Genomic DNA, 22,648 nt, shown 5'->3' on the forward strand with positions numbered 1-22,648 from the left:
GGGGTTGTGGGAGACACCAATCAGAAGACGCTGATCGGGTACTCGACGAATACGCGGACTTCGTTGCCGTCGTCGTTGTAGTCGATAGCGCGCAGGTTGTTCGAGGTGCGCAGGAACGAGCTGCGCAGCTTGACCGACAGGTCCTTGGCTGGGCCGGCCTGTACGACGTACTTGAACTGGTTGAAGATTTCGCGCTCGGTGCCTTCGCCCAGGCCGTGGGTGTTGATGTTGTCACCACGCACGTAGGCCACTTTGTAGGTCAGGCCCGGTACGCCGAAGGCACCGAAGTCCAGACCATAGCCCAACTGCCAGGAACGCTCGTCTTCAGCGTTGAAGTCGGACCAGTAGGAGTTGGCCAGGTAGATGGTCGAACCACCGTCACCCACGCCACCAACGTTCTGGTAACCGCCATAGTTGTAGCCGGTGTCACCGGTGCTGCGCTGGTGCGCCAGGGTGATCGAGTGCGGGCCGAAGGCGTAGGTTGCTGCCAGGCTCCAGATGGTGTTGTCACGACCGTTCAGGTCTGCCTTTTCGACGTACTGGCGGTCCATCTTCGACTTGTAGCCGTTGAAGTCCAGGGTCAGTGAGCGCTCGGCGGCGATCGGCATCACGTAGTTGACGCCCAGGTACTGCTTCTTCATGACGTCTTCGACGTCGGAGCCGTACAGGGAAGCCGACAGGTTGTTGGTGAACTTGTAGCTACCACCGAAGACGTTGATCGACTTCAGGCCGCTGTCACGCTGCTCGGCGCTCTTGCGTGCTTCCTGAGTGAAACGACCCGCGTTCAGCTCCAGGCCTTCGATCTCCTTGGAGGTGACCAGGGTGCCGGTGTAGCTTTCTGGCAGCAGACGCGAATCGTCATATTGCAGCACAGGCAGTGTCGGCATCTGGTCGCCGTACTTCAGTACGGTGTTGGAGACGCGGAACTTGACCGCCGCACCACCGCGGGCGATGTCGTGCTGGGCGTTGCCGCTGTCGCCACGCTTGAAGAAGTCGATACCGCCGCCGCCATTGTGACCAGTGCCGCCATCCAGGCGCACCGCGTACAGACCGAAAGCATCGACGCCAACACCTACGGTGCCTTGGGTGAAGCCAGAGGAGAAGTTGCCAATGACGCCTTGACCCCATTGGATCTGGTCATGCGTGTCATGCTTCTTGTCGCGATTCATGTAGGCGTTACGCAGCAGCACATTCATGCTGCTGTCTTCTACGAAACCGTTGGCATTGGCCTGGTCATTGGCCATGGCCTGAGTCGCGGACAACAAACCCAAAGCGATCAGGCTGATCCTGGTTTTCAACATTTTATTTTCCTTATCACAAAAACAAAGACGCGCTGCGACCGGCACCAGGAACCACGCCCCCTGCGTGGGTTGACGCTCGCGGGTCTGAAAACAAAAAAGCCCCCTGCGCATAGGCACAGCGGGCCATCTATTCTGGGTACAAGGTGAATGGGCCTACAGGCGAGGGCCGAATCCTAGCGGTCAGCAGTTCTGTGTGTCAAAAATTCGTGAACGGCACGGATCAGCGGTCGATCGTGCAATTTTGAGAATGGCGGGGCATGCAGCACTGCTGGGTGACACGAAGAGCAGGACAGGAGAAAACGCATCGCCGGCAAGGCAGACCTTGCCGGCGATCGCTCAGTCAGTGGTGCCAGACCCCGAGCAGCGCATCGAGCTCTGCTTCACTGATCAAACCCACCGGGTACCGCTCAACCAACAACCGACGTCGCGGATCGGTCTTCCTGACTCGATTATTTGCATTGTTTTTCAACCACTGTGCCAGTGCCTTGATCGATTCGTTATTAACGATGGACAGGCCTGAAGCTGGCTCACTGACTACATTCATATCGACACGTACTCCCCAGGGTCGTGAGCCATTAACCTACGTTAACTTTGTGACAGAACTACGTGCTCTATCCGCTTGAAATACAATGCAAAACGAATACAAGAGCTGTGCCAGATCGAGCTCCGATCGTCGAATGACGCGCAAAAAAAAGCCCGTCGTGCGACGGGCCTTTTTACTTAAATGCTTCAGCGTTTGACCGGTGCTGGCTGCTGTTGGGTCAGGCAATGGATGTTGCCGCCACCGAGCAACAGCTCACGACCTGGCACCATGACTACCTCACGATCCGCGAACAACGTCTGCAAAATCGCTCTAGCCTCGGCATCTGCCGGGTCGTCGAAGCTTGGCGCGATGATCGCACCATTGACGATCAGGAAGTTGACATAGGAGCCGGCAAGGCGAACCGACGGATTGCGCTCCTGGCTACCGGCGACCGGATCGACACCCGCGCACTCCTCCTCGGTTGCGTACAGCGGCCCGGGGATCGGCATTTTATGCACCACAAAGGTGCGCCCTTTGGCATCGCGCTGACGCTCCAACACCTCAAGTGCCGCACGGCAACGTGCAAAGTTGGGGTCGTTGGAATCATCGGTCCAGGCCAGTAACACTTCACCAGGGCGCACGTAACAGCAAAAGTTGTCCACGTGCCCATCGGTTTCGTCGTTATAAAGGCCATCAGGCAGCCAGACGATGGTCTCCACCGCCAGGTGATCGCGCAGGATCGCCTCTATTTGCTCACGGTTCAGGTGCGGGTTGCGGTTGTGATTGAGCAGGCATTCTTCTGTGGTGATCAGCGTGCCTTCGCCGTCGACGTGAATCGAGCCACCTTCCAGCACGAAGCCTTCGGTCTGGTAGCGTGGGCAGCGCTCGATCTGCAGGATCTTGCCAGCCACTTGTTCATCACGGTTCCACGGTGCGTACAGGCCGCCCTCAAAACCACCCCAGGCATTGAAGCCCCAATCGACGCCGCGGACTTCACCCGTGTCGTTGATCACAAAGGTCGGGCCAGTGTCACGTACCCAGGCATCGTCATTGCTGATTTCCACCACGCGGATGCTCGGGGTGTCCAGCAGGCGGGCACAGGCATGTTCGTATTGGGCGGCCGACACGCCGACGGTCACCGGCTCGAAGCGGGCAATGGCCTTGGCCACGGCAACATGCGCGGCCTGCGCAGGCTTGCCGCCAAGGCGCCAGTTGTCCGGGCGCTCCGGCCACACCATCCAGACCTGTGATTGTGGCGCCCACTCGGCAGGCATGTGAAAGCCATCGGCGCGTGGGGTAGTGGTCAGGGTTGTCATAGTTGAACCTTTGCAAGAACTGCCGCAGAACGGGCCTGCGGCACGATAAATGGGTGATCAGGATTCCAGCGAACCGTCGAGGGTCTTCAGCGTACCGTACAGGTCCGGCCGACGGTCACGGAAGGTGCCCCAGGCGCTGCGCACATGCTCCAGCTTGTCCAGGTCGAAAGTATGCACCAGCACGCCTTCTTCGGTTTCATTCAGTTCTTCAACCTTTTCGCCAAACGGGTTGGCGATGAACGACGAGCCATAGAACGTGATGTCGTAGCCATCCTGCTCTTCCTTGCCGATACGGTTGCTGGCGACCAGCGGCATCAGGTTGGCGCCGGCATGGCCTTGCTGCACGCGCTGCCAGTGATCACGCGAGGTGATGCTGGCGTCATGCGGTTCGCTGCCAATGGCGGTCGGGTAGAACAGAATTTCCGCGCCTTGCAGGGCCATGCTGCGTGCGCACTCGGGGAACCACTGGTCCCAGCAGATACCGACGCCGATCTTGGCATAACGGGTGTTCCAGACCTTGAAGCCGGAATCACCCGGGTTGAAGTAGTACTTTTCGTGATAGCCCGGGCCATCCGGGATATGGCTCTTGCGGTAGATGCCCAGGTTGCGGCCATCGGCATCGATGATCGCAATGCTGTTGAAACGCGCCCGCCCGGCCAGTTCGTAGAAGCTGATCGGCAGCACCACTTGCAGCTCCTTGGCCAGCTTCTGGAAATGGACGATAGCGGCGTTGGTTTCAACCGGGGTGGCCAGTTGCAGGTAGTCGGCGTTGGGCTTCTGGCAGAAGTACGGGGTCTCGAACAGTTCCTGGATCAGGATGATCTGCGCGCCCTTGGCGGCGGCTTCGCGCACCAGTTTCTCGGCGGTGGCGATGTTGGCGTCGCGATCCCAGGCACAGGCCATCTGGGTGGCGGCGACGGTAACGATGCGGCTCATGAAAACGTCCTCGAAGGGTTGCTGGGCAAGTAATGAGGACTTTATAGCCGATAAAAATCGGCTTTGGAAGGCGATAAATCAAAATAAAAGGGTGAGCATTGCCATTTAAACCGATAACAATCGATTTAAATCAGTGCTATCCATGTTGGTCACATTGTAGAAAAACCTGCCCCCCTTGGAGGAGCAGGCTTGCCTGCGATGGGCTGCAGTGCAGCCCCAATGCGGGTTTAGAGGTCTTCTGCCAACACCTTCGCCACGCTGTCGACGAAGAAATCGACGCTTTCACGGGTGGTGCACATCGGCGGTTTGATCTTGAGGATGTTCAGGTAGTCACCGGTTGGCTGCATGAAGATCCCCAGTTCGCGCAAGCGCTCGCACAGCGCCGCGGTTTCTTCGGTGGCCGGCTCCAGTGTGCTGCGGTCGCGCACCAGTTCCAGGCCCAGGTAGAAACCGGAACCGTGCACGGCGCCCACAAGCGGATGTTTATCGACCAATGCCTGCAGCCGTGCCTTGAAGTGCCCACCGACGGTCCGCGCGTTGTCCCACAGGCCTTCTTCGCCCATGACATCGAGCACGGCCATGCCGATCCGGCAACTGACCGGGCTGCCGCCAGCAGACGAGAAGAAGTAGCCTTCGGCCTCCAGTGCCTCGGCGATTTCCCGACGGGTGATGACCGCGCCCAGTGGGTGGCCGTTACCCATGCCCTTGGCCATGGTGATGATGTCCGGCACCACGCCCTGTTGCTCGAAGCCCCAGAAATAATCGCCAAGGCGGCCATAGCCGACCTGCACCTCGTCGGCGATACAGGCGCCGCCCAAGGCCCGAACCTTGCCGTAGACCTGTTGCAGGTAACCCGGCGGCAAGGCGATACCGCCGGCGTTGCCGTACACCGGTTCACAGATGAAACCGGCCACCTGGCGCTTCTGCGCGGTCAGGCGGTCGAGGGTGGCATCGACATCACGAACATAGTCGGCAGTGCTCTCAGCGCCCCGGTAGGCACCACGGTAGGTGTTCGGCGCCATCACCGGGTGTACCCAGTCTGGACGGGTGGTCAGGGCTTGCGGGTTGTCGGCAATGGAGGTGGAAATCGCATCGGTGGCCACCGACCAGCCGTGGTAGGCCTCCAATACGCTGAGCATGTCGCGGCCACCGCTGTAGGCCCAGGCCAGGCGGATCGCCAGGTCGTTGGCTTCGGTGCCGCTGTTGACCAGAAACACCCGGTCCATGCCCTCGGGCGCCAATTCCAGCAGGCGCTCGGAGAACTCGGCAATGGCCGCGTAGTGGAAGCGTGAGTTGGTATTGAGCAACGACCATTGCCGCGCCGACTCGGCGACCATCCGTGGGTGGCCATGACCAAGCACCGCAACGTTGTTGAGCATGTCCAGGTAGGAGCGGCCCTGCATGTCGATCAGGTAGTTGCGCCAGCCACGCTCGATCTGCGGTGGCTGCTGGTAATAGTGCTTCTGCGAACGGGCGAAACTGGCGTCACGCCGCTCAAGCAGTGCCTGGGCATCGGCCAGTGGTTCAGCGTCGCAGGCAAACCCGAGCAACGGCTGCGGCGACGGGCATAGCGCCAGCCAGGCCTGCGCACGTGAAGGCGTGGCGAACAATGGCGGGCACAACCCCGGTACGCGGCACAGTTGCAGCATCAGGCCGACACTGCTTTGCCCCAGCGGCTCGCCCTGCTTGAGCGCCTGGCCATCGGCCGGGGCATCGACCACGCCCCACAACCACAGGCTGACCTGCTCACCCTGCAGGCAACCACCGCCCGCCATCGCTGCGTGCCAGACACCGGCAAACGGCGCCTGCAGGGCCGTGCCCGAGGGAACCTGCAACTCGACATGCAAGGCGCAGGTTTCGGGTTCCTGCGGGTTATCGATATGGGTACGCGACAACCGGTATTGGCCGTGCAGCGAGCAGGCCAGCCCGTTCTGGGCGCGCAGCAACTGCTGGTCGATGCCCGGCTGCTGCCAGTTACCGGCCTGAAAGTGTTCGCTGAGTACCCCGAGGTCGACGCGGGCGACAGGCTGGCCGTTCAGGCTGGGCATTAACAGCGTGGTGTTGACCAACCCTAGCGGGGCCAGGTCATGACCCGCGGCCTGCAGGATCGCCGTTTCCATCAAGGCGAACGGCACGCTGGTCGCGACCTCGAAAATTTCCCACTCATGGGCCAGGTTGTCCCGGCTGTAGGCATTGCCCGGATCGACGCTGACCTGCTGCTCCCCGCTCAGCACCAGCACGGCGGCACGGGCCACGATCATCGGCCACAGGGCCTTGAGTTCGGCTTCAGTCAGCGGGTTGACGACCTGGTACGCCTGAATGGCCGGCAGGATACGCAACGGGTCGCCTTCGGCGTGGTGCAGCAGCGCCGCGCAAGTCACCGAGAGGTCGGCAATCCGCCAGGTATGCAGCAAGTCGCCAAAGTCGATCACCCCCTGCAACTGCCAGTGGCGCTGGGCATCGCGCTGCCACACGGTGTTGTCGTCAGTGATGTCCAGGTGCACGGCCTGCTGCGGCAGGTGTTCGATCAGCGGGGCCAGGTACTGCCAGGCCTCCGTGGCCGCCCCCTGCACGCGCGCCTTGCGCGGCCCTTCGACGAGTACCGGCAATAGATGCTCGATCAGCGCCGGGGCATGCCGTGGGTCCCACTGCAGGGTACGTTCAAGGCCTGGGTGGCTGAAGTCGGCCAAGGCATGGTCGATGCGCGCACAGAACTCGCCCAGCTCAGCCATCAGCCGTGGCTCCAGGCGCTTGAGGCGGGTCAGCGACTGGCCTTCGATGTACTCAAGCAGACGGGCGCGCAGGGGCTGGCCATTCAGGCTCAGCGCCAACAGGTGCTCACCGGAACGCGCCGGCACCACGCCAGGCACCGGCAACCAGCGCTCGCGCAGGTAACCCAAAGCGGCATGCTGGGCCTGAAGCTCGACCGGCGAATAATCACCGTGGCAGATCTTCAACACGTAACGACCCTGAGGGCTGTCGAGGCGAAAATTCAGGTCTTGTTGACTGCCCAGCGACTGTAACGTGCCGGTAAGCCCATAATGTTCCTGCAGCAACTGCAGGGCCTGTGATTCGCTGACATCCGGGCGCGGTAAGCTGGATCGGTGGATAAGGGTAGTGAGCGGCATGGGGCAAGCCTCGTTTTTTTTGCTGCTTATATCGCCACCGCTGCTGCCGATAAGCAAGGGAGCAGGAAAAAAAGGCTGTACCGGGTATCCTTTTCCCGTGACGTCGACAGCCACCGTAATTCACTTGCGCCTAGTCGCGTTGACACACAACCTAGGCGACACCCAATCAATGCCCGATTAGGCAGGAAAGGCCACTCGACATGCGTATTCTTGTTACCGGCGGTGCCGGATTCATCGGTTCGGCGCTGATTCGCCACCTGATCGAGACCACCGCACATGACGTGCTCAACCTCGACAAGCTCACCTATGCCGGCAATCTGGAATCGCTGAGCAGCATCGCGACCAATACCCGTTATGAGTTCGTGCACGCCGACATCGCGGACCGTGCCACGGTCGACGCCGTACTGGAGCGTTTTGCGCCGCACGCAATCATGCACCTGGCCGCCGAATCGCATGTGGACCGCTCCATCGACGGCCCCGCCGCGTTCATCGAAACCAACATTGTCGGCACCTACAGCCTGCTGGAAGCCGCCCGTGCTTACTGGGCAAAGCTGCCCGCCGCCGAGCGTGAAGCCTTCCGCTTCCATCATGTGTCCACCGACGAGGTGTACGGCGATCTGCATGGGGTGGACGACCTGTTCACGGAAACCACGCCGTACGCCCCCAGCTCGCCCTACTCGGCCAGCAAGGCGGCCTCGGACCATCTGGTACGCGCCTGGCACCGTACCTACGGTTTGCCGGTACTGCTCAGCAACTGCTCGAACAACTACGGGCCGTTCCAGTTCCCGGAAAAGCTCATTCCGCTGACGATCCTCAACGCCTTGGCGGGCAAACCGCTGCCGGTCTACGGCAACGGCCTGCAGGTGCGTGACTGGCTGTTCGTCGAGGACCATGCCCACGCCCTGCTGCAGGTGCTGTGCGCCGGTCAGGTCGGCGAGACGTACAACATCGGCGGGCACAATGAACAGAAAAATATCGATGTGGTGCGCAGCATCTGCGCACTGCTTGAAGAACTGGCACCCGATCATCCGGCCGGCGTGAACCACTACGCCGACCTGATCAGCTTCGTCCAGGACCGTCCCGGGCACGACCAGCGCTACGCCATCGACGCCAGCAAAATCCAGCGTGAGCTGGGCTGGACTCCAGCCGAAACCTTCCAGAGCGGGCTGCGCAAGACCGTGCAGTGGTACCTGGATAACCCACAGTGGTGCCAACATGTTCAGGATGGCAGCTATCAAGGCCAGCGCCTGGGCAACAGCGATTTCAAGGACCTGATTGCATGACCAAAGGTATCGTTCTGGCAGGCGGCTCCGGCACTCGCCTGCACCCCATTACCCTGGGGCTTTCCAAACAACTGCTACCGGTCTACGACAAACCGATGATCTACTACCCGATCTCGGTACTGATGCTGGCCGGTATCCGCGAAATCCTGATCATCTCCACCCCGCAGGACCTGCCGCAGTACCGTCAACTGCTCGGTGACGGCAGCCAGTTCGGCGTCCAGTTCAGCTATGCCGAACAGCCCTCGCCGGACGGCCTGGCACAGGCCTTCCTGATTGGCGAAACGTTCATTGGCAACGGCTCGGTGTGCCTGATCCTCGGCGACAACATTTTCCACGGCCAGCGGTTTACCGAACAACTGCAACGCGCCGCCAGCCACAGCAGCGGTGCAACGGTGTTTGGTTACTGGGTCAAAGACCCGGAACGCTTCGGCGTGATCGAGTACAACGAACAGGGCCAGGCCCTGTCGATCGAGGAAAAGCCGACGCAGCCCAAGTCCAGCTATGCAGTGACCGGCCTGTACTTCTACGATAACGACGTGATCGAGATCGCCAAGGGCATTACCCCCTCGGCCCGTGGCGAGCTGGAGATCACCGACGTCAACAACGCTTACCTGAAACGGGGTGACTTGCGCGTAGAGCGCTTCGGGCGTGGCTTTGCCTGGCTCGATACCGGTACCCACGACAGCCTGCTGGAAGCCTCGCAATACGTGCAGACCATTGAGCACCGCCAGGGTCTGAAAGTGGCCTGCCTGGAAGAGATCGCCTTCCAACAGGGCTGGATCGACGAGGCGCACCTGCTTGAACGTGCCAACGCTTTTGGCAAGACCGGCTACGGCCAGTACCTCTACAGCCTGACCCGAGAGAACCGATGGAAGTAATCACCACTGACCTGCCCGAGGTACTGATCCTGGAGCCGAAGGTGTTCGGCGATGCCCGCGGTTTTTTCTACGAAAGCTTCAATGCCCGGGCCTTCGAAGCGCAGACAGGGGTCACGACAACCTTCGTTCAGGACAACCATTCCCGTTCACAGCGCGGCGTACTGCGCGGCCTGCATTACCAACTGGAAAACCCCCAGGGCAAACTGGTGCGGGTCGTACAGGGAGAGGTGCTCGACGTGTGCGTGGATATCCGCCGCAGCTCGCCAGCCTTTGGCCGTTGGGTCGCGGTGCATTTGTCTGCCGAAAACAAACGTCAGATGTGGATACCGGAAGGCTTCGCCCACGGTTTCGTGGTGTTGAGCGACAGTGCGGAGTTCCTCTACAAGACCACCGACTATTACAACCCGGCCGCCGAACGCTGCATCCGCTGGGACGACCCGGACCTGGCAATCGACTGGCAACTGCAACAGGTGCCGCTGTTGTCGGCCAAGGACCAGGCCGGTAAATCGCTGAAAGAGGCAGAACTTTTTCCATGACCACTGCCCCATTGAACATGCTGATCATCGGCCAACACGGTCAGGTGGCGCGCGAGCTGCAAATGCAGTTGACCCCGCTCGGCACCCTGCACGTGCTGGGCCGCGATGCGCTCGACCTGGCGCATCCGGAGCAGATCCGTCAGCAGGTGCGCAGATTGGCACCGGACCTGATCATCAACGCCGCCGCCCACACCGCAGTCGATCAGGCGGAAGTCGAGCAGGCCCTGGCCTTTGCGGTCAACGCCCACGCCCCCGGGGTACTCGCTGAAGAGGCCGCGCGGCTGGGCATCCCGTTGATTCACTACTCCACCGACTACGTCTTCGATGGCCGCAAGGCCACACCCTACAACGAAGACGACACGCCCAACCCGCTGAGCGTCTACGGCCGCAGCAAGCTGGCTGGCGAGCAGGCGATCCGCGACATCGCTGGCCAGCACCTGATCCTGCGCACCAGTTGGGTGTACTCGCAGCATGGGCGCAATTTCCTGCTGACCATGCAGCGGTTGCTGCAGGAAAAACCTGAGCTGCGCGTGGTTGCCGATCAGATCGGCGCACCGACCTGGGCGGCTACCATCGCCCGCAGCACCCGCGCCCTGATCGAGCATTGGCAGGCTGGCCAGGCGGGCGCCTGGGGCACCTATCACCTGACCGCGCAAGGCGAGACATCCTGGTTCGGTTTTGCCCAGGCCATCGCCGCGCACCTCCAGGCCCAAGGCAAGCACTGTGCCCGGCTAGTGCCCATCCCCACCTGCGAGTACCCGACACCAGCCCAGCGCCCACTCAACTCGCGCCTGGACTGCAGCCGCCTGCAGCAGCAATGGCAGGTCAGCCAGCCAGACTGGCAGCAAGCACTGATCGACTGCCTGAAGTAGCGCATAATGCGCCAGACTCCATCGGCGCATTTGCAATGACCATGACCCCGACCGTTCCCCGTCGTCCACGCTGGCGCAGCCTGGCCATCGTGGCCTTGTTCCTCGCCCCACTGCTCTTGCCGCTGCAACACCTGGCCGAGCGTTACTATCAGGACGAACTGGCCGGGCAAAATCGCCAGACCCTCGACCTGTACGTGGCAAACCTGCTGGGTACCCTGCACCGCTATGAAACCCTGCCGCAGATCCTCGGTGACCTGCCAGCCCTGCGTGCGGTGCTCAAGGACCCGATGCGCCTGGAAACCCTGACCAACGCCAACCGGCTGCTCAAGGACATCAGCACCCAGACCGGTGCCGAAGTGATGTACCTGATGGACACCAACGGCAACACCCTGGCAGCGTCCAACTGGGACAAGCGCGACACCTTCGTTGGCCGTAACTTTGCCTTCCGCCCGTATTTCAGCGATGCCCTTACCGGGCGCCTGGGGCGCTTTTTCGGCCAAGGCACCACCTCGGCCAAACGCGGCTACTTCTTTGCAGGTGCCGTGCGCGATGGCGAGCGCGTGATCGGCGCACTGGTGGTCAAGGTCGACCTAGACCACACCGAAACGCTCTGGGGCAAAACCCCGGAACAACTGCTGCTGACCGACCAGAACGGCGTGGTTATTCTGACCTCCCGTCCAGACTGGCGCTTCCGTGCCACCCGGCCACTGACCGATACCGAGCGCGCCGCCATTGCCGCAATCCAGCCCTACCCGACGCTGACGCCCCAACCGCTGAACCTCGACCCCAAAGCCTGGCTGATCCAGACCCGAACCATCGAGGAAACCGGCTGGCAGGTGAGCATCCTTGCCCCACGAACCCTGATCGACCGTTCGGTACGCACGGTGCTGGCCATCGGCGGCGCCACGCTGCTGGTGTTGATGTTGCTGCTTGGGCTGATCATGCAACGGCGCCGGCACTACATGGACCGAATCGCCTTCGAGGCCCGCGCCCGCCAGGAACTGGAACAACGGGTCATTGAGCGAACCGCCGACCTTGAAGGCCTGAACAGCCGGCTGAAAAACGAAGTGCTGGAGCGCGAGCAGGCGCAACAGGAACTGGTCCGTGCGCAGGATGAACTGGTTCAGGCCGGCAAGTTGTCGGTGCTCGGCACGATGTCGGCGAGCATCAGCCATGAGCTCAATCAACCGCTGGCGGCCATCCGCAGTTATGCCGAGAACGCTGAGATCCTGCTCGACCATCAGCGCACCGAAGAGGCCCGCAGCAACCTCAAGCTGATCGGTGAACTGACCGGGCGCATGGCCTCGATCATCGCCCACCTGCGCGCCTTTGCCCGGCGCGACCGACACGCACCCGAAAGCGTGGCCCTGCAACCGGCGCTGGACGATGCCCTGGCCCTGCTGGCCAAACGGCGCCGGGCAATGGCCGTGGAACTGGTGCGTGACCTGCCAGAGGCCACCCTGTGGGTACAGGCCGGTGAAACCCGCTTGCGCCAGGTGCTCGGCAACCTGCTGGCCAACGCCCTCGACGCGCTGACCGAGAAGGCTAACCCGCGCAAGCTGTGGCTAAGTGCCGAACGCAAGGACGACAACGTCTACCTGTACATTCGCGACAACGGCCCAGGGTTCAGCAGCGAAGCCATGGCCCGTGCCCGTGAACCGTTCTTCACCACCAAGACCCGTACCCAGGGCCTTGGCCTGGGGCTGGCGATCTGCGATACCTTGATGCGTGCGCTGGGTGGCGAACTGCTGCTGGCCAACCACCCTGAGGGTGGCGCACTGCTGACCCTGAAACTGCGCGTAGCCAAACCCGGCGCCAACCTGCAAACCTCGGAGGATCCATCGGCATGACGACCGAGCCGCTCATCGATAGCCGCACACAGGTGATTCTGGTCGATGACGACCCGCACTTGCGTCAGGCGCTGAGCCAGACCCTCGACCTCGCCGGCCTCAAGGTCATGTCCCTGAGCGATGCCCAAGGCTTGGCCCAACGTATCGAAGCCGATTGGCCGGGGGTAGTCGTAAGCGATATTCGCATGCCAGGCATCGACGGCCTGCAACTGCTCGAACAGTTGCATGGGCAGGACCCGGAGTTACCTGTGCTGCTGATTACCGGCCACGGCGACGTACCGCTGGCCGTCCAGGCCATGCGTGCCGGCGCCTACGATTTTCTGGAAAAACCCTTCGCCAGCGATGCCCTGCTCGACAGCGTGCGCCGGGCCTTGGCCCTGCGCCGCCTGATACTGGACAACCGCAGCCTGCGCCTGGCCCTCAGCGATCGCCAGGCATTGAGCGCCCGGCTGGTCGGGCAATCGGCACCGATGCTGCGCCTGCGTGAGCAGATTGGCGCACTGGCCCCGACCCGCGCCGACGTGTTGATCCTCGGCGAAACCGGCGCCGGCAAGGAAGTCGTCGCCCGTGCCCTGCACGACCTGTCGAGCCGCCGCGACGGCCCGTTCGTGGCGATCAATGCCGGCGCGCTGGCAGAGTCGGTGGTCGAAAGCGAGCTGTTCGGCCATGAACCCGGCGCCTTCACCGGGGCGCAGAAACGCCGCATTGGCAAATTCGAGTTCGCCAACGGCGGGACACTGTTCCTCGACGAAATCGAGAGCATGAGCCTGGATGTTCAGGTCAAGTTGTTGCGCCTGCTACAAGAACGTGTGGTCGAGCGCCTGGGCGGCAACCAACAGATCCCGCTGGATATCCGGGTCATCGCGGCCACCAAGGAAGACCTGCGCCAGGCCGCCGATCAGGGCCGCTTCCGGGCCGACCTGTACTACCGCCTGAACGTCGCGCCGCTGCGTATTCCACCGCTGCGCGAACGCGGCGAAGACATTTTGCTGCTGTTCCAGCATTTTGCCGATGCGGCCAGCCAGCGCCACGGCCTGCCCAGCCATGCCCTGCAACCGGCGCAGCGCGCCCTGCTCATGCGCCATGCCTGGCCAGGCAACGTGCGCGAACTGCAGAACGCGGCGGAACGTTTCGCCCTCGGCCTTGAGCTGGCCCTGGACGGCGACACGCCCAGCGAGCCGCTGGCCGCCAACCCGGTGCTGGGCAGCGGCAATTTGAGTGAGCAGGTCGAGCACTTCGAGCGCTCGCTGATCGCCGCCGAGCTGGCCCGTTCGCACAGCTCACTGCGCAGCCTGGCCGAGGCCCTGGGTATCCCGCGCAAAACCCTGCACGACAAGTTGCGCAAGCATGGCCTGAATTTCGCCGACAGCCACAGCAGCGGCACTGATGATCTTGAGGAGAACCGCCCGTGACCACCGACAACCAGTACCTGGAAGCCCTCCTGCACCACGACATCCCCCTTACCCGGGAAATGGGCTTGCAGGTACTTGATTGGCAACAACAGCGCCTGCGCCTGCAGTTGCCGCTGGCCGCCAACGTCAATCACAAGAGCACCATGTTTGGCGGCAGCCTGTATTGCGCCGCCGTGCTGGTCGGTTGGGGCTGGTTGCACATGCGCTTGCGCGAGGCCGGCATCGACGACGGCCATATCGTCATTCAGGAGGGGCAGATCAACTATCCAGTGCCCGTCACCGGTGCAGCCATCGCTCAATGCGAGGCGCCTGATGAGAAGGTCTGGAACAAGTTCATCGCCACGTACCAGCGCTATGGCCGGGCCCGCCTGAACCTGAACACCCAGGTTCGCAACGCCGGCAGCGAAGAGGATGCCGTGCGTTTCAGCGGGCAGTACGTGTTACATCGCTGAGGCGAGCTTGAGCAGGTCGTTGCGCCACGCCGCAGCGGCCGGTAACGCCAGGAAGAACGCATTGAGTAACGACTCACGCGGCGGGTAGCTGAAGACCTGGCCATCGAGGCCCAATACTTCACCACCGGCGCCCTCCAGCACACCTTGAGCTGCTGCCGTATCCCACTGCGAGGTCGGCGCCAGGCGCGGGTAACAATCCGCGCTGCCCTCAGCCAGCAGGCAGAACTTCAACGAACTGCCGATATTGGCCAGTTGCAACTCGCCCAGCGTGCCGCTGAGCCCTGCCAACAAGTGTTCCTGCTGTGGGCTGGTATGACGGCGACTGGCGACCACGGTAAAGCTTTCACCCGCCGGCGGCGCCAGACGAACCTGAATCGGCTGCGCCTCGCCCCCGCGGTCGGAGCGCCAGGCGCCGAGCCCTTTACCACCGAAATAGCAGCGGCCACTGGTCGGCATGGCGACCACACCGAACAGCACCTGCCCCTGTTCAATCAGTGCGATGTTGACGGTGAATTCTTCGCTGCCTGCGATGAATTCCTTGGTACCGTCCAGCGGGTCGACCAGCCACCAGCGCTGCCAGGTCTGACGCTCGCTCAAAGGAATATCGCAATCCTCTTCGGACAGCACCGGAATCGCCGGAGCCAGGGCTTGCAAGCCGCTGGCAATCACTTGGTGCGCGGCCATATCCGCAGCCGTCACCGGCGAAGCATCGGCCTTGGCGATGACCGCCACATCAGCCCGCCAGAACGGCAGAATGGCATCCCCTGCCAGACGGGCCAGATCGACGACCTCAGCCATCATCGCGTTCAGGTTCAATTCGCTCATGGGACAAATACCCCACGCTGGGTCAGCAGGTCGCGCGCCAGGTACAACGCCGCCAGCGCTCGCCCTTCGGAAAACTGCGGATGCTGTGCCAGCGAGGCCAGATCACGCAGGTTGACCTTATCAACCCGCATCGGCTCCGGCTCATCGCCCTCAAGGCGCTCTTCATAGAGGTCGCTGGCCAGCACCACCTGGATTTTCTGGCTCATGTAGCCCGGCGACAACGACAGTTCGGTCAGGTGCTCCAGTTGCCGGGCACCGAAGCCGGCCTCTTCCTTGAGCTCACGGTCGGCCGCAGCCAACACGTCTTCGCCCGGCTCGATCAGGCCCTTGGGCAACGACAGCTCGTACTCGTCGGTGCCGCCGCAGTACTCCTCAACCAACACCGCGTGTTCGGCATCGAGCATCGCCACGATCATCACCGCACCATACCCGTTGCCGCGCCCGACTAATCGCTCATAGGTGCGCTCGGCACCGTTGGCAAAGCGCAGTTGCACCGCTTCGACACGAAATAGACGGCTGCTGGCGACAATCTCGCGAGCAAGGACTGTGGGTTTCTGGCGCATGGGTGGCGGCTCCTTGGCGTGAACGCGGTACTATACCGTGGCTTGCCCGGCCACTGCGCCCGACTGACCGAGAATCTTTCATGCCTGCCCTGAACTGGCGCGACATCGATACCGTTCTACTCGATATGGACGGCACCCTGCTCGACCTGCATTACGACAACCACTTCTGGCTGGAACACCTGCCGCAGCGCTATGCCGAACTGCATGGGGTGAGCCGGGCCATGGCCGAACTGGAACTGCAGCCGTTGTTTGAAAAGAACGCCGGCTCGTTGAACTGGTACTGCCTGGATTTCTGGAGCGCAGAGCTGAACCTGCCGATTCGCGAACTGAAGCTGGAAACCGCGAACCTGATCGCCCTGCGCCCGGATGCCGACGTGTTCCTCGCGGCTATCCGCGATGCTGGCAAGCGGGTGGTACTGATCACCAACGCCCACCGCGATTCGCTCTCGGTGAAACTGGAACGGGTGGCACTGGCGCCGTATTTCGAACGCCTGATCAGCTCCCATGACTACGGTTTTCCCAAGGAAGACCCACAGTTCTGGAGTGCCCTGCAGGCCGACATCAACTTTGACCCGGCGCGCAGCCTGTTCATCGACGACACCCTGGCGATCCTGCGCAGCGCCCAGTCCTTTGGTGTTGCACACCTGCTTGCGGTGCGCCAGCCCGACAGCCGTAAAGGCCCACGGGACACCCAGGAGTTCGCGGCACTGGACGACTATCGGACGCTGCTCGAAGGGCTCGGTTAGAATGCCTCGCCTGCCCTGTGCCGTGGAGCGCCGATGGACATCAAACAGCTGAAATTCCTGATCGCCCTGGATGAAACCCGCCACTTCGGCCAAGCGGCCGCGTTGTGCCATGTAACCCAGCCAACCCTGTCGATGCGCCTGCGCAACCTGGAGCAGGAACTGGGTTTGGCCCTGGTCAATCGTGGTCAGCGCTTCGAGGGGTTCACCGCCCAGGGTGAACGGGTGCTGGCCTGGGCCCGTTCGGTACTGGCCGCCTACGATGGCTTGTACGCCGAAGCGGCTGCCTGCCGTGGGCATCTGGTCGGTACCCTGCGCCTGGGCGTGGTGCCGCTGTCGAGCTTCGACCCGCTGCCACTGCTGCAGCGCCTGCACAGCCAGCATCCACAACTGTGCTTTGAACTGAGCGCACTCAGCTCCGAGCAGATTCTGGAGCAGTTGGCGAGTAACCGGCTTGACCTCGGTGTGTCGTACCTCGAACGGCTGGATAACGAACGTTTCGAGTCCCTGGCGCTGGGCGACACACGCATGGGCCTGCTGTATGACCCGGCGTACTTCAACTTCGACGATCAGCCCCTCAGTTGGCAGGCATTGACCGAACTGCCTTTGGGCCTGCTCACCGCCGGCATGCACTTTCGTCAGTCAATCGACCACAACTTCCACAGCCGTGGCCTGAACCCGCAACCGCTGCTGCAGACCGATGCCGTGCATCAACTGGTACAAGCGGTGAACGGTGGCCTGTGTTGCGCAATCATGCCGCTGGCCACTGGCCTGGAAGCCTTGACCGAGCGCCTGCGCCTGCAGCCCATCGAGCAAGCCAGCACCCTGGCACCGCTGGGCCTGATCATGCGCCGCAGCGCACCGCGTTCAGCCTTGGCCGAGGCCTGCTTCAACGAGTACCGCCACATGCAGGACGAGGTTTGATCGACCCGCTCTATCACGGCATCAGTAATAGCGATTAGACGATACCTGAGCGCAGGCCTAGGCTTAAGACTGATCAGCCGCCGGTACCTGTGCCATGACCCTAAAACGCCCCACTTGCGCGGCGACCACTGAACTGGTGACGCCAGCGGCCAGCAACGACTACGCGTTCCACGACCTCGAAGACAGCACGCCGACCTCCACCGCACTGGCCGAGGAAGTGGCCCTGGCGATTGCCTATAACGGCATCAGCCAGGCGGTCATGCTGGTTAGCCCCACCGACCTTGAAGACTTCATCGTTGGCTTCAGCATCGGTAGCGGTATCGCCGAGGCCAGCGAGATTTATGACATCACGCTCAGCGGCAGCGGCTCAGCCCTGCACGCGGAGGTGGAGATCGCCAGTCGGGCGTTCTGGAACCTCAAGAACCAACGTCGGCAACTGGCCGGTACCAGCGGTTGCGGCCTGTGCGGGGTCGAGGCATTGGAGCAGGCACTGCCCGAGCTCAAGGTATTGCCCGGCGCACCCTTGCCACCGGCCGCCTGGCTGCTCGACCTACGCCAGCGCATCAGTGCCTTCCAGCCGCTAGGCCAACACTGTGGCGCGGTGCATGCCGCGTTGTTCATGGACGCCAACGGCGAACTGCTGTTGGGCCGCGAAGATATTGGTCGGCACAACGCCCTCGACAAACTGATCGGGGCCCTTGTACGCCAACGCATCGCCACCAAGGGTGGCCTGGCCATCGTCACCAGCCGCTGCAGCCTGGAGCTGATCCAGAAGGTGCTGCGCGCCGGCATCCAGACGCTGGTCAGCCTGTCTGCTCCGACCGGCCTGGCCCTGCAATGGGCCCGCCAACACAACCTCAACCTTATTCACCTGCCACAACGTAGTGCGCCGCGGGTCTACAGCCCTGCGCGGGAGAACCGAACGTGAACCTGCCCCATCAAGTCGACCAGAAACCTGTTCCACGCTACAAGCCTTACCGCGGCGCCGCAGGTGGCTGGGGCGCACTGCGCAGCGTGGCACAAGCCTGGATTGGCAGTGACAACGCGCTGAAAAACATCCGTGCGTTGCTCAAGACCAACCAGAATGGCGGCCTCGACTGCCCAGGCTGCGCCTGGGGTGACTCGCCGGAAAGCGGCATGGTCAAGTTCTGCGAGAACGGCGCCAAGGCAGTGAACTGGGAAGCGACCAAACGCCGAGTCGATGCTGCATTCTTCGCCCGCCACAGCGTCACCTCGCTGCTGCAGCAAAGCGATTACTGGCTTGAGTACCAGGGCCGGCTCACCGAACCGATGAGCTACAACCCCACAACCGACCGCTACCAACCCATCAGCTGGGAGGCCGCCTTCGCCCTGATCGCCCGACACCTGCAGAACCTGACAAGCCCTGATCAGGCCGAGTTCTATACCTCCGGTCGCGCCAGCAACGAAGCGGCATTTCTCTACCAGCTGTTCGTTCGTGCCTACGGCACCAACAACTTTCCAGACTGCTCGAACATGTGCCATGAAGCCAGCGGTGTGGCATTGGGGCAAAGTGTCGGTGTCGGCAAAGGCACGGTGACCTTCGACGATTTCGAGCATGCCGAGGCGATCTTCGTCTGGGGCCAGAACCCAGGCACTAACCACCCCCGGATGCTTGAGCCGCTGCGCGAAGCGGTCAAGCGGGGGGCTCAGGTCGTCTGCATCAACCCACTCAAGGAACGCGGCCTGGAGCGCTTCCAGCACCCGCAGCACCCCTTGGAGATGCTCACCAACGGTGACCGTCCGACCAACACGGCGTACTTCCGTCCGGCCCTCGGCGGCGACATGGCAGTACTGCGCGGCATGGCCAAGTACCTGTTGCAGTGGGAACGCGAAGCCCAGGCCAGCGGTGCACCAGCGGTGTTCGACCACGCCTTCATCGCGCAACACAGCGCCGGTGTCGACGACTACCTGGCAACGGTCGAGGCCACGCCCTGGGAACAGATCGAGGCACAGTCGGGCCTGAGCCTTGCCGAGATCGAACAGGCGGCGCAGATGTACTGCAAGGCTGGCAAGGTCATCATGTGCTGGGCCATGGGCATCACACAGCACCGACATTCAGTGGCAACCATTCAGGAAATCGCCAACCTGATGCTGCTGCGCGGCAACCTTGGTGTACCGGGTGCTGGCCTGTGCCCGGTCCGTGGCCACAGCAACGTGCAGGGCGACCGCACCATGGGCATCAACGAACGCCCACCGGTGGCGTTGCTCGACGCGCTGGAAAAACGCTTCGGTTTCAAGGTGCCTCGGCACAACGGCCACAACACTGTCGAAGCCATTGGCGCAATGCTCGCCGGCCAGGCCAAGGTGTTCATCGGCTTGGGCGGCAATTTCGCCCAAGCCACGCCAGACACCGAGCGCACCGCCCAAGCCCTGCGCAACTGCGCACTGACCGTGCAGATCAGCACCAAGCTCAACCGCAGCCATCTGATCCACGGCAAGGACGCGCTGATCCTGCCATGCCTGGGACGCACTGACATCGACCTGCAGGCCGAAGGCGCCCAGGCGGTCACGGTGGAAGATTCATTCAGCATGGTGCATGCCTCCAATGGTCAACTGCAGCCGTTGTCGCGGCAGATGCGCTCGGAGCCTGCGGTCATCGCCGGCATCGCTGCGGCCACCCTCGGCGCGCAGCCGGTAGACTGGCACTGGCTGGTGGCCGATTACGCACGCATCCGCGAGCTGATCAGCCAGACCATCCCGGGGTTCGAGGACTTCAACCAGCGCCTGGCGCGCCCCGGCGGTTTCTACCTGGGCAACAGCGCCAGCCAGCGCCAATGGAATACCGCCAGTGGCAAGGCCAATTTCAAGGCCAACGCCCTGCCCGATGATTTGTTGCATGAATGTGTACGCGCCAGCGGCCAGGTACCGGACCTGATCATGCAGTCGATGCGCTCGCACGATCAGTACAACACCACGATCTATGGCCTGGACGACCGCTACCGTGGCGTGAAAGGCCAACGCGATGTGTTGTTCGCCAACGAGGCCGACATCATTCGCCTGGGCTTCCGTCCGGGGCAGAAGGTGGATATCGTGTCGCTCTGGAGTGATGAGCGTGAGCGTCGGGTCAAAGGCTTCACCCTGCTCGCCTTCGACATCCCCGCCGGGCAGGCAGCAGCCTATTACCCCGAGGTGAACCCACTGGTGCCGCTGGAAAGCGTCGGCGATGACAGCCACACGCCAACCTCGAAATTCATCGCGATCAAGCTGCTCGCAGCCAGCGAGACGGCACGAATCATCTGACCGGTTTACGCCCACAAAAAAGGCCCTGACAACACTGCCAGGGCCTTTCCCGAAGTAGCTCAGACACGCGAAATTCGAGAAAGTTTCAGCTAAAAAACAGTAACTTATCGATTTGTGCACAAGTCGTGTTACTCGTCGGATTTCCGTTGCCAGCCCCATCCCAGAGCCTCAGGATCGCCTCGTCATCCCTCTGAGGCTCTCTTAGATGAAGAAGTACTCCTCGATTCTCTTGTTGTCCCTCGGCCTGCTCAGTGGCGTTGCCTCGGCAGGCGGCACCACCGAAGCCGGTATTGGCGGCGCATTGGGTGGGGTATTGGGTTCGGTCGTCGGCCAGTCGATTGGCGGCAGCACCGGCTCTGCGATCGGTGCGGGCCTCGGTGGTGCAGCCGGTGGTGCTGTTGGCGCGAACAAACACAGCCGTGGCGAAGCCGCCATCGGGGGCGCACTGGGCGCTGCCGGCGGTAACGTGGTTGGTCGCAGCATGGGCGGCACCACAGGCAGCCTGATCGGTGCAGCCGCCGGTGGCGGTGCCGGTGGCGCGCTGGGTAACTACATGGGCAGAGAAGCCGACGAAGAAGACCGTGACTACCGTGGACGTGGTTACCGCGGGCGCGACTACGACGACCGTCGTTACTACCGTGACCGCGGCCATCACTACGGCCACCGCAAGCACCGTCACTGGCGCCACGACGACTGATAGCCGCCGCGACAACGGCCTAAAAGCACACCGCTATCACGTCACTGGCTTAAGCCAAATACCTAACGGTTCGCTCCCCTGGCGATCCGCGGGCATCCACCCGGAGCTCACGCTCCGGGTGCGTTGCAGAAGAGCCGCCAAGCGGCCGGAACACCCCAACCCACCGCATCCCCCTCTGGCCCGACCTTGCCCGATGACAACGGCTTAAGGGGAGTCCTGATATGGGCAAACAGGGCTGGGCGCTATCATCCAACGTCCTCAGATCAGGCAGGACGCAAGGAATGCGGATAGGTAATGACGCTGAAAGCCGAACGCTTGTCGCCACTAAAGGGTTGGCAAACTTCAAACCGGCGTTACCCGACCCTACCGAGTTCCAGCAGTTGCAGACACTCGTGCATCAAAGCTGCGGCGTCGTCATCACCGACGACAAGCGCGCACTGATCGCCGCCCGCCTGAATCAGCGCCTGCGCCACCACCGCCTGGACACCTACTGCGACTACCTTCAGTTGCTCGAACAGCCTCATTATCAGGCTGAGCGCAGCCTGGCCATCGACCTGCTGGTTGCCAAGGAAACCTACTTCTTTCGCGAGCACCGTCACTTCGAATACCTCGGCCAATGGTTAGCGAACCACCAAGGCCCGGTGCGCCTCTGGAGTGCCGCCTGCTCGTCCGGTGAAGAGGCTTACAGCCTGGCCATGGTCGCCAGCGAATACGCCGCCACCGATCACTGGGAAGTACTGGCCAGCGATGTCAGTACACGCATGCTGTCGCTTGCCCAAGCAGGTATCTACGATATTGCCCAGGCCCGCTATTTTCCTGAAGGCTGGCTAGAGCGTCATGGCCTGTGCGGCATTGGTCAGATGGTCGGGCGCCTGCGCATGAGTGCATCCTTGCGCCAACGGCTAACCCTCAAGAGCATCAACCTGATCCACCCATTACCCGACGACCTGGGCCATTTCCACGCAATCTTTCTGCGCAACCTGTTGATGTACGTCGACAGCGAGCACAAACCGAGCCTGCTCAAGGACATAGTGGCTCGCCTGCACCCTGGTGGCCTGCTGTTTATCGGGCACGCTGAAAGCATCCACGAACTGGCGCTTCCCCTTCGCCCGATACTACCTTCCGTATTCGAACGCTTATGACTGCAC

Annotated in this window: 20 protein-coding genes; 13 read left to right on the plus strand and 7 right to left on the minus strand. The window is 62.3% G+C overall.

From position 1 onward, the window contains the following. Positions 1-20: 20 nt before the first annotated feature. From AB7M23_RS04840 to AB7M23_RS04860, 5 genes are all read right to left on the minus strand, one after another. On the minus strand, positions 21-1,301 hold the full coding sequence (locus AB7M23_RS04840) for an OprD family porin (RefSeq protein WP_454240312.1): 1,281 nt from the start codon (positions 1,299-1,301) through the stop codon (positions 21-23). Positions 1,302-1,641: 340 nt separating this feature from the next. After that, complete coding sequence (locus AB7M23_RS04845) at positions 1,642-1,845, minus strand: hypothetical protein (protein WP_065762061.1); 204 nt, start codon at positions 1,843-1,845, stop codon at positions 1,642-1,644. Between the two features lie 185 nt (positions 1,846-2,030). After that, positions 2,031-3,140 (minus strand): agmatine deiminase, encoded by a 1,110-nt coding sequence (gene aguA / locus AB7M23_RS04850; RefSeq protein ID WP_454240313.1) that lies wholly within the window; start codon positions 3,138-3,140, stop codon positions 2,031-2,033. A 57-nt stretch (positions 3,141-3,197) separates the two neighbouring features. After that, positions 3,198-4,076 carry an N-carbamoylputrescine amidase gene (gene aguB, locus AB7M23_RS04855; protein ID WP_454240314.1) on the minus strand — a complete coding sequence of 293 codons (879 nt, stop codon included), beginning with the start codon at positions 4,074-4,076 and terminating at the stop codon, positions 3,198-3,200. Between the two features lie 227 nt (positions 4,077-4,303). After that, entirely contained in the window at positions 4,304-7,234 is a 2,931-nt protein-coding gene (locus AB7M23_RS04860; RefSeq protein WP_454242145.1) for an aminotransferase, read from the minus strand. 170 nt (positions 7,235-7,404) lie between these two features. Between AB7M23_RS04860 and rfbB the strand changes: the two genes are divergently transcribed. The 7 genes from rfbB to AB7M23_RS04895 are packed head-to-tail and all read left to right on the plus strand — an operon-like array spanning position 7,405 to position 14,487. After that, positions 7,405-8,487, plus strand: a complete 1,083-nt coding sequence (gene rfbB / locus AB7M23_RS04865) for a dTDP-glucose 4,6-dehydratase (protein ID WP_454240315.1) — start codon at positions 7,405-7,407, stop codon at positions 8,485-8,487. Next, entirely contained in the window at positions 8,484-9,365 is an 882-nt protein-coding gene (gene rfbA, locus AB7M23_RS04870) for a glucose-1-phosphate thymidylyltransferase RfbA (protein ID WP_409277585.1), read from the plus strand. Before rfbB ends, rfbA begins: the two co-directional genes overlap by 4 nt. After that, positions 9,356-9,901, plus strand: a complete 546-nt coding sequence (rfbC, locus tag AB7M23_RS04875) for a dTDP-4-dehydrorhamnose 3,5-epimerase (RefSeq protein ID WP_454240316.1) — start codon at positions 9,356-9,358, stop codon at positions 9,899-9,901. Before rfbA ends, rfbC begins: the two co-directional genes overlap by 10 nt. After that, complete coding sequence (rfbD, locus tag AB7M23_RS04880) at positions 9,898-10,773, plus strand: dTDP-4-dehydrorhamnose reductase (RefSeq protein ID WP_454240317.1); 876 nt, start codon at positions 9,898-9,900, stop codon at positions 10,771-10,773. The genes rfbC and rfbD overlap by 4 nt, the downstream gene beginning before the upstream one ends. A 35-nt stretch (positions 10,774-10,808) precedes the next feature. Beyond that, positions 10,809-12,623 (plus strand): sensor histidine kinase, encoded by a 1,815-nt coding sequence (locus AB7M23_RS04885; protein WP_454240318.1) that lies wholly within the window; start codon positions 10,809-10,811, stop codon positions 12,621-12,623. Further along, entirely contained in the window at positions 12,620-14,035 is a 1,416-nt protein-coding gene (locus AB7M23_RS04890; protein ID WP_454240319.1) for a sigma-54-dependent transcriptional regulator, read from the plus strand. The genes AB7M23_RS04885 and AB7M23_RS04890 overlap by 4 nt, the downstream gene beginning before the upstream one ends. Then, positions 14,032-14,487: a YiiD C-terminal domain-containing protein gene (locus AB7M23_RS04895; RefSeq protein WP_065761081.1), complete on the plus strand. Its 456-nt coding sequence runs from the start codon at positions 14,032-14,034 to the stop codon at positions 14,485-14,487. The genes AB7M23_RS04890 and AB7M23_RS04895 overlap by 4 nt, the downstream gene beginning before the upstream one ends. On the opposite strand, the gene cysQ is transcribed toward AB7M23_RS04895, so the two are convergent. After that, complete coding sequence (gene cysQ, locus AB7M23_RS04900) at positions 14,476-15,312, minus strand: 3'(2'),5'-bisphosphate nucleotidase CysQ (RefSeq protein WP_454240320.1); 837 nt, start codon at positions 15,310-15,312, stop codon at positions 14,476-14,478. The genes AB7M23_RS04895 and cysQ overlap by 12 nt on opposite strands. Beyond that, positions 15,309-15,875, minus strand: a complete 567-nt coding sequence (gene nudE, locus AB7M23_RS04905) for an ADP compounds hydrolase NudE (RefSeq protein ID WP_065761083.1) — start codon at positions 15,873-15,875, stop codon at positions 15,309-15,311. The genes cysQ and nudE overlap by 4 nt, the downstream gene beginning before the upstream one ends. An 80-nt stretch (positions 15,876-15,955) precedes the next feature. Here nudE and yrfG point away from each other — a divergent pair, with 80 nt between their 5' ends. The 6 genes from yrfG to AB7M23_RS04935 all read left to right on the plus strand — a co-directional run bounded on the left by yrfG (position 15,956) and on the right by AB7M23_RS04935 (position 22,642). Further along, on the plus strand, positions 15,956-16,621 hold the full coding sequence (yrfG, locus tag AB7M23_RS04910; RefSeq protein WP_065761084.1) for a GMP/IMP nucleotidase: 666 nt from the start codon (positions 15,956-15,958) through the stop codon (positions 16,619-16,621). Positions 16,622-16,654: 33 nt separating this feature from the next. Beyond that, on the plus strand, positions 16,655-17,542 hold the full coding sequence (locus tag AB7M23_RS04915; protein WP_102053657.1) for a LysR family transcriptional regulator: 888 nt from the start codon (positions 16,655-16,657) through the stop codon (positions 17,540-17,542). A 94-nt stretch (positions 17,543-17,636) separates the two neighbouring features. After that, positions 17,637-18,470, plus strand: coding sequence for a formate dehydrogenase accessory sulfurtransferase FdhD (gene fdhD / locus AB7M23_RS04920; protein WP_454240321.1), 834 nt, complete (start codon positions 17,637-17,639; stop codon positions 18,468-18,470). 2 nt (positions 18,471-18,472) lie between these two features. Beyond that, the gene (locus AB7M23_RS04925) at positions 18,473-20,803 is read left to right on the plus strand and encodes an FdhF/YdeP family oxidoreductase (RefSeq protein WP_454242146.1); all 2,331 of its coding nucleotides are present in this window, start codon (positions 18,473-18,475) and stop codon (positions 20,801-20,803) included. A gap of 205 nt (positions 20,804-21,008) precedes the next feature. Beyond that, complete coding sequence (locus AB7M23_RS04930; protein WP_102052450.1) at positions 21,009-21,500, plus strand: glycine zipper domain-containing protein; 492 nt, start codon at positions 21,009-21,011, stop codon at positions 21,498-21,500. 281 nt (positions 21,501-21,781) lie between these two features. Continuing rightward, the gene (locus AB7M23_RS04935) at positions 21,782-22,642 is read left to right on the plus strand and encodes a CheR family methyltransferase (RefSeq protein ID WP_454240322.1); all 861 of its coding nucleotides are present in this window, start codon (positions 21,782-21,784) and stop codon (positions 22,640-22,642) included. The last annotated feature ends 6 nt before the right edge of the window (positions 22,643-22,648 follow it).

This window comes from Pseudomonas sp. HLS-6 TE3448, from assembly GCF_053629555.1.